Source organism: Amycolatopsis sp. SID8362, from assembly GCF_010550475.1.
GTDB lineage: Bacteria > Actinomycetota > Actinomycetes > Mycobacteriales > Pseudonocardiaceae > Amycolatopsis > Amycolatopsis eburnea.
On sequence record NZ_JAAGNB010001619.1, the window covers coordinates 1 to 6,270 of the forward strand.

At 72.6% G+C, this 6,270-nt stretch carries 7 protein-coding genes; 3 read left to right on the forward strand and 4 right to left on the reverse strand.

What is annotated here, in order from left to right; translation table 11 throughout:
* Both G3I65_RS50025 and G3I65_RS50030 read left to right on the forward strand, forming a co-directional pair.
* On the forward strand, window positions 1-1,136 hold a 1,136-nt coding region (locus G3I65_RS50025), incomplete at its 5' end, for an iron ABC transporter permease (RefSeq protein ID WP_160702812.1).
* Window positions 1,136-2,143 carry an ABC transporter ATP-binding protein gene (locus tag G3I65_RS50030; protein WP_160702814.1) on the forward strand — a complete coding sequence of 336 codons (1,008 nt, stop codon included), beginning with the start codon at window positions 1,136-1,138 and terminating at the stop codon, window positions 2,141-2,143. The genes G3I65_RS50025 and G3I65_RS50030, both read left to right, overlap by 1 nt.
* On the opposite strand, the gene G3I65_RS50035 is transcribed toward G3I65_RS50030, so the two are convergent.
* From G3I65_RS50035 to G3I65_RS50050, 4 genes are read right to left on the reverse strand one after another with little or no spacing between them, the layout of a single operon-like run.
* The gene (locus G3I65_RS50035; protein WP_160702816.1) at window positions 2,140-2,682 is read right to left on the reverse strand and encodes a hypothetical protein; all 543 of its coding nucleotides are present in this window, start codon (window positions 2,680-2,682) and stop codon (window positions 2,140-2,142) included. The genes G3I65_RS50030 and G3I65_RS50035 overlap by 4 nt on opposite strands.
* 60 nt (window positions 2,683-2,742) lie before the next feature.
* Window positions 2,743-3,615 (reverse strand): ABC transporter permease, encoded by an 873-nt coding sequence (locus G3I65_RS50040; RefSeq protein ID WP_160702818.1) that lies wholly within the window; start codon window positions 3,613-3,615, stop codon window positions 2,743-2,745.
* On the reverse strand, window positions 3,612-4,586 hold the full coding sequence (locus G3I65_RS50045; RefSeq protein WP_160702820.1) for an ABC transporter ATP-binding protein: 975 nt from the start codon (window positions 4,584-4,586) through the stop codon (window positions 3,612-3,614). Before G3I65_RS50045 ends, G3I65_RS50040 begins: the two co-directional genes overlap by 4 nt.
* Window positions 4,583-5,674 carry an outer membrane lipoprotein carrier protein LolA gene (locus tag G3I65_RS50050; RefSeq protein ID WP_160702822.1) on the reverse strand — a complete coding sequence of 364 codons (1,092 nt, stop codon included), beginning with the start codon at window positions 5,672-5,674 and terminating at the stop codon, window positions 4,583-4,585. Before G3I65_RS50050 ends, G3I65_RS50045 begins: the two co-directional genes overlap by 4 nt.
* 147 nt (window positions 5,675-5,821) lie before the next feature.
* Between G3I65_RS50050 and G3I65_RS50055 the strand changes: the two genes are divergently transcribed.
* Window positions 5,822-6,270 (forward strand): response regulator transcription factor (locus G3I65_RS50055; RefSeq protein ID WP_163046899.1); only part of this gene is annotated, 449 nt, incomplete at its 3' end.

Genomic DNA, 6,270 nt, shown 5'->3' on the forward strand with positions numbered 1-6,270 from the left:
CGCTCGGCGCGTCCCCGTGGCGGGCCTTCCGCTCGGTGACGCTGCCCGCGCTGGCGCCGGCCGTCGCGTCCGCCGCGGCCGTGGTGTTCCTGTTCTGCGCCACCAGTTTCGGGGTCGTCCTGATCCTCGGCGGTGCCCGCTACCGGACGCTGGAAACCGAGATCTACCTGCGGACCGTCGACCTCCTGGACCTCTCGGGCGCCGCGGCGCTGTCGCTGATCCAGTTCGCGGCCGTGGTCGCCGCCCTGGTGCTCGGCGGGCTGGCCCGGCGGAGCAAGGAAGGGGCCAGGACCGGTTCCGGCGGAGCGCGGCGGCCGCGGGGCGGCGAGTGGTGGGGAGTCGGGGCGGCGGGGGTCGTCCTGGCGCTGCTGCTGACGCCGATCGTCGCGCTGCTCGCCGAGTCGGTGTCCACTGAGGACGGCTGGAGTGTCGCGGGTTACCGCGCGCTGAGCGGCACCGGCGAAAAGGGCGCGCTGCAGGTGTCCGGCTGGGACGCCGCGGTGAACTCGCTGAAGGTCGCGATCGACGCGACGCTGCTCGCGACGGTGGTCGGCGTGCTCGCGTCCGTGGTGCTGGTGGCGCTGCGGCGCTCACCCGCGAAGTCCGCGCGCGGCCTCGGCGAGACGATGGACGCCGTCCTGATGCTGCCGCTGGGCGTGTCCGCGGTGACCGTCGGCTTCGGCTACCTGGTCACCCTCGACGCGCTGCCCGGCGACCTGCGGACGTCGCCCTACCTCGTCCCGCTGGCCCAGGCGCTGGTGATCACGCCGCTGATCGTGCGGATGGTGCTGCCGGTGCTGCGCTCGGTCGACGTCCGGCTGCGGCAGGCCGCGTCGACGCTCGGCGCGAGCCCGCTGCGGGTGTGGCGCGAGATCGACCTGCCGCTGGCGCTGCGGCCGCTGGTGGCCGCCGCCGGGTTCGGGTTCGTCGTGGCGCTCGGCGAGTTCGGCGCGACCAGCTTCCTGGCCCGCCCGACGGCGCCGACGCTGCCGGTCGCGATCGCGTCGCTGATGGGACGGCCCGGGGAGCTGAACAACCAGATGGCGTACGCCGCGTGCGCGCTGCTGATGCTCGTGACGGTGCTGGCGGTCGCGCTGATCGACCGGCTCGGACGCGGCCGGGTGGGGGAGTTCTGATGGCGCTGTCGGTGCGGGACCTGACCGTCCACTACGGATCGTTCGCCGCGGTGCGCGACGCCCGGCTGGACATCGCCGACGGCGAGGTGCTGGCGCTGCTCGGCCCGTCGGGGTCGGGGAAGTCGACGCTGCTGCGCGCGATCACCGGGCTCGAGCCGGGCGCTCGCGGCTCGGTGAGCTGGGACGGCGAGGACCTCGGCGCGGTGCCGGTGCACCGGCGCGGGTTCGGGCTGGTCTTCCAGGACGGCCAGCTCTTCGGGCACCGCGACGTCGCCGCGAACATCGCGTTCGGCCTGCGGATGCACGGCGTTCCCCGCGCGCAGTGGGCGCCGCGGGTCGCCGAGCTGCTGGAGCTGGTGGGCCTCTCGGGCTTCGAACGACGGCGGGTCACGGAGCTGTCCGGCGGTCAGGCCCAGCGGGTCGCGTTGGCTCGGGCGCTCGCGCCGAAGCCGCGGCTGCTGCTGCTGGACGAGCCGCTGTCCGGATTGGACGCCGGGTTGCGCGAGCAGCTGGCTATAGACCTCGCGGACCTGTTGCGGCGCAGCAAGATCACGGCGCTCTTGGTGACGCACGACCAGGAGGAGGCCTTCACGCTCGCCGACCGGGTGGCGGTGCTCGACGCGGGCGAGGTCCGTCAGGAGGGCGCGGTCCGGCGCGTGTGGCGCAACCCGGCCGACGACGACGTGGCCCGCTTCCTCGGCGTGACGACGTTCGTGGACGGCGTCGCGGCGGGCGGCTCGGTGCGCACGCCGCTGGGCGACGTCGGGCTGCCGGACGTCGGCGATGGCCCGGTGCGGCTGGGGTTGCGCCCGCACGCACTGAAGGTGGCGGCCGAAGGTGTGGCGGGCGAGGTCGTCGCGGCGGTGCACCGGCGGGAACACGTGCGCCTGGTGGTCCGCCTGGACGGGTCCACAGTGGACGCCGTGGCCCCGGCCGCGTCGGACCTGCGCGCCGGGGACGCGGTGAAGCTGCGGTTCGACCCGGACGGCGTCGCGCTGGTCGGCTAAGCGGTGTAGCCCGGGAACTCGGAGTAGAACCGGTCGTCGGACCACTGGTCGTAAAGGACCTCGGTCTCCAGTTCGTCCATGAACAGGGCGTGCAGGAATTCCGGGACGCTGCCCGGGTGGTGCCCCCAGCCTTCGCCGTGGTTGTCGCAGTACAGGACGCTCTCGGGGCCAGGCCGCGTACTCCAGAAGTAGGTGTGCTGGTCGCCGTGCCCCCAGGCGACGAGACCGCCCTCCTCGGGGTGGAAGTTGTGGGGGAAGTACGAGCGGTCGATCTGCCGTGCGTGCCTGAAGGTCTCGCTCTTGCTCTTGGCGGTGCCGAGGAACATGTCGAGCGATCGTTCGCTCTGGACCGGGTTGTAGAAGTGGATCAAGCCGCCGAACGAACCCGTCGGGAAGTGGCGGGACAACTCCCTGATACCGGCGGGAATCGGGGTAGCCAGCCGGTCCTCGACGTGCTCCCAGGTCAGCCCTGGTTCCGGCGCTGTGCGCCAGTCGAGGAGCTCCGCGAGCCGGCCACCAGCTGGTTGTTCGAGAGCCATGTCCCTCCACGAGTCCTGACGCGTCCCGGGCCGAGTTTACGGGCTCGGCCCGGGAGGACGTCAGCCGTCGCGGGTGGAGAGGCGGGCGTAGGCCAGTGAGAGGCCGATGACGATGTAGCAAGCGGCGCGGAGCGCGCCCTCGCCGAGCATCTGGGTGCCCATCGGGTCCTGCAGCACCTCCGCCGGTGCCAGCGACCAGTTCTGCGTCAGCAGGAACGGGTGCAGCCAGTCCAAAGAGGACAGGAAGCCGAGGATGGTGAACACGATGTCCGCCGCCAGGACGGACGCCACCACCAGCATCGGGTGCTCGGTCCAGCTGGAGATCGCCAGCGCGACCGCGCCGACCGCCCACAGTTGGAGCACCACCCAGCCCGCCACCAGCAAGATCCGCGCCAGCGCGCCGCCGAGCGACAGCGTCGTGCCGGACAGCGTGAAGAGCGAATCCGAGCCGTTGATGATCAGGCCCGTCACGACGCCCGTGAAGCACATCGCGAGTACCGAGACCACCGACACGGTCGCGACGCCGAACGCCTTCACCGCCAGGAGCCGGCCGCGGCCGACCGGTGCGATCAGCCAGCCGCGCAGTGTGCCGTGGGCCGTCTCGCCCGCGATCGCGTCCGCGCCCGCCATGGCCGAGGCCAGCGGGAGCAGCAGGGCCAGCGACATCACGATGGCCGCGATCGGCAGCACGAACGCGTTGTTGACCGCCGAGGCCAGCAGGGCGCCATCGGGGTTCGGGCCGCCGGCGTCGGGTTGCCCGCTCACCAGCGTCAGGCCGATGCCGATCACCACCGGGATCAGGGCCAGCAGCCCGAGCACGGCCAGCGTGCGCGGCCGCCGGAAGATCCAGCGCAGCTCCGCGGCCAGCAGCCGGGGCAGTGGCACCGTGTCGTGGCCCGTGCGGGCCGCCGGTGCGTCGAGTACCGCGGTCATTCCGCCCCCTCCGTGAGCCGGGCGAACAGGTCTTCCAGACCGGTGCGCGCCCGCGTCGCCTCGTGGACCGCGACCCCCGCGCCCACCAGGACCTGCAGCACCCGCGGGGCTTCCGCCGCCGTCAGGTCGGCGCGGACCCCGTCCGGGGTGAGCCGGGCGCCGATCCGGTTCTCCCGCAGCACTTCCAGCGCCTGTTCCGCGTCCGGCGTGCGGACCAGCAGGGCCGCGTTCCCGGACTCCAGCAGTTCCGCCAGCTCGCCCTGCGCGACGACGTTCCCGCTCTGCAGCACGGCGACGTGCGTGCAGGTCGCTTCGACCTCGGCCAGCAGGTGCGACGACACCAGCACGGTGACGCCCTCGGCGTGCAGCTCGGCGACGATCCTGCGGATCTCCCTGGTACCCGCAGGATCGAGGCCGTTGGTCGGCTCGTCGAGCACGACCATCTTGCGCGGCACGAGCAGCGCCGAAGCGAGCCCGAGCCGTTGCTTCATGCCGAGCGAGTAGCCCTTGTACCGGCGTCGCGCGGCGGCGGTCAGGCCGACGCGCTCCAGCGCGGCGTCGACGGCGGCCGGGATCCCGGCCGAGCTCAGCCGGGGTTCCGCGGCGGCGAAGCGCAGCAGGTTGTCGCGCCCGGACAGGAACGGGTGGAAACCCGGCCCTTCGACCAGCGCGCCGACGTCCGGCAGCGCGTGCGCGGCGGCGTCCGGCATCGGGCGGCCGAGCAGCTCGACCTCGCCCTCGGTCGGCCGGACCAGGCCGAGCAGCATCCGGATGGTGGTCGTCTTGCCCGAACCGTTCGGCCCGAGCATCCCGACCACGGCGCCTTGGGGGATGTCCAGGTCGACGTGGTCCACCGCGACGGTGCTCCCGTACACCTTGCGCAACCCCCGGGTGCGCGCGGCGAGCGGGACCGCCGGAGCGGACGCCTCCGAAGAGACGTCCACCCCGGACTGGACAGCCGTGCTGGTCACTTCTGACCCAGCGCTTCGTACAGGACCTGCTCCGGCACCGCGCCGGCGGCGAACCGGCCGTCGTCGGTCAGCACCGCGGTGCCGACCTTCGTGGTCACCAGGTAGCCGCTGCCCCAGGTGCCGTTGACCTTCTTGGCGAACCGCTCGAGCAGCGCCTTCGGGTCGGCGGGAGCACCCTTGCGGTCGCCCTGGGCCTTCGGTGCCGCGTTCAGCGCGTCCGCCGGGACCTTGCCGGTGACGACGGTGTCCCACCCGTCGCCGACGAACTTGGTGTCCTGCTTGGCCTGCTCGGCGAGGTCCTTGTCCTTCTGGTCGATCGTCGGCGTCTTCTCCTCGACCTTCGCGCCCTTCGGCGGGGTGAAGGTGAAGAGGTCGGCCGGCTGCTGCGTGAACTCGATCTCGCTGAAGGCGACCTCGAGCGCCGGCGTCGACGTGCCGTTGCTCAGCACCGACAGCCGCAGCGGCATCCGCGTCTGCGAGTCGACCGCCACGCGGATCTCGCGCAGCAGCGTCCGCTCGGTCGGCTTCGGCGTCAGGACCAGCTCGTACGCGGGGCGGTCGGCGACGGTCGCGGTGCCGTCGACCGACACCGTGCTGCTCTCCCGGACCTTCGCCAGCAGCTCGGTGCTCGCGGCGATCGGGTCGGCCGTCTTCTCGCTGCCCGCGCCCTTCTGCTTCGCCACCTCGGCCGGGATGGTCACCTTGGTCGCGGTGTTCGTCTTGGAGCTGTAGTCCCAGACGGTCGTGCCGTCGTGGACCACGGTCTCCTGGCTGGCCCCCTGCGTGACCGCGAGGCGGCTCTTGCCCGCGCCGTCGCTGAAGATGTGCGCCGAGTCGATGTTCAGCGCCGACGCGCCCGGCAGCGCGTTCCCCACCGCGGGCAGGCCCAGGTCGTTGCTCACCTTCAGCGTGCCGTCGAACGCTCCGGGCTTCGCCTTGACCACCGACTGGACCAGGTCCTCGGCGCTCACCTGCGGCAGCGCCGGCTTGTCGTCCGCGCTGGCGGGCATCGCGACGAACGCGAGCCCGCCGGCGCCGAGCGCGGTGCCGACGACCGCGGCGGTGATGCCCTTCGTCTTCGGTTTCATGCGTCTCTCCCTGTGGTGTTCCCGGGCCGAGTGTGCCCGGTTCCCTGGCCACGACGCTTCCCTCTCGAGGCTGAGATACCCCTGAAGGTTCTCCCTCCCAGGCTGAGATCGTGCTGAGAGCCGCCGCACGACCTGCGCGAACCGGTCATGATGAACCTCGTGAAACCTCGGGTGCTGGTGGTCGACGACGAACCGGGCGTGCGGAAGGCGCTGCAGCGCGGGCTGCGCGCGGAGGACATGGACGTGGTCACCGCCGCGGACGGGCCCACCGGGCTGCAGCTGGCGAGCACGGGCTCCTTCGACGTCATCCTGCTCGACATCATGCTGCCGGGCCTGTCCGGCTACCGCGTGCTGGAGCGGCTGCGCAAGGACGGCGTCACGACGCCGGTGCTGCTCGTCTCGGCCAAGGACGGCGAGATCGACCAGGCCGACGGGCTCGACCTGGGCGCCGACGGCTACCTCGTCAAGCCGTTCTCCTTCGTGGTGCTGGTCGCGCAGGTCCGCGCGACGCTGCGCCGGGCGGGTCCGGACGCGAGCCGCGGCACGCTGCGGCTCGGCGCGCTGGCCGTGGACCGCGGGCTGCGGCAGGTGCACTG

Excerpts from the sequence above, each read along its gene's own strand:
- G3I65_RS50035 (WP_160702816.1), bottom strand. The coding sequence starts at position 2,682 with ATGGCTCTCGAACAACCAGCTGGTGGCCGGCTCGCGGAGCTCCTCGAC.
- G3I65_RS50030 (WP_160702814.1), top strand. The coding sequence starts at position 1,136 with ATGGCGCTGTCGGTGCGGGACCTGACCGTCCACTACGGATCGTTCGCC.
- G3I65_RS50040 (WP_160702818.1), bottom strand. The coding sequence starts at position 3,615 with ATGACCGCGGTACTCGACGCACCGGCGGCCCGCACGGGCCACGACACG.
- G3I65_RS50050 (WP_160702822.1), bottom strand. The coding sequence starts at position 5,674 with ATGAAACCGAAGACGAAGGGCATCACCGCCGCGGTCGTCGGCACCGCG.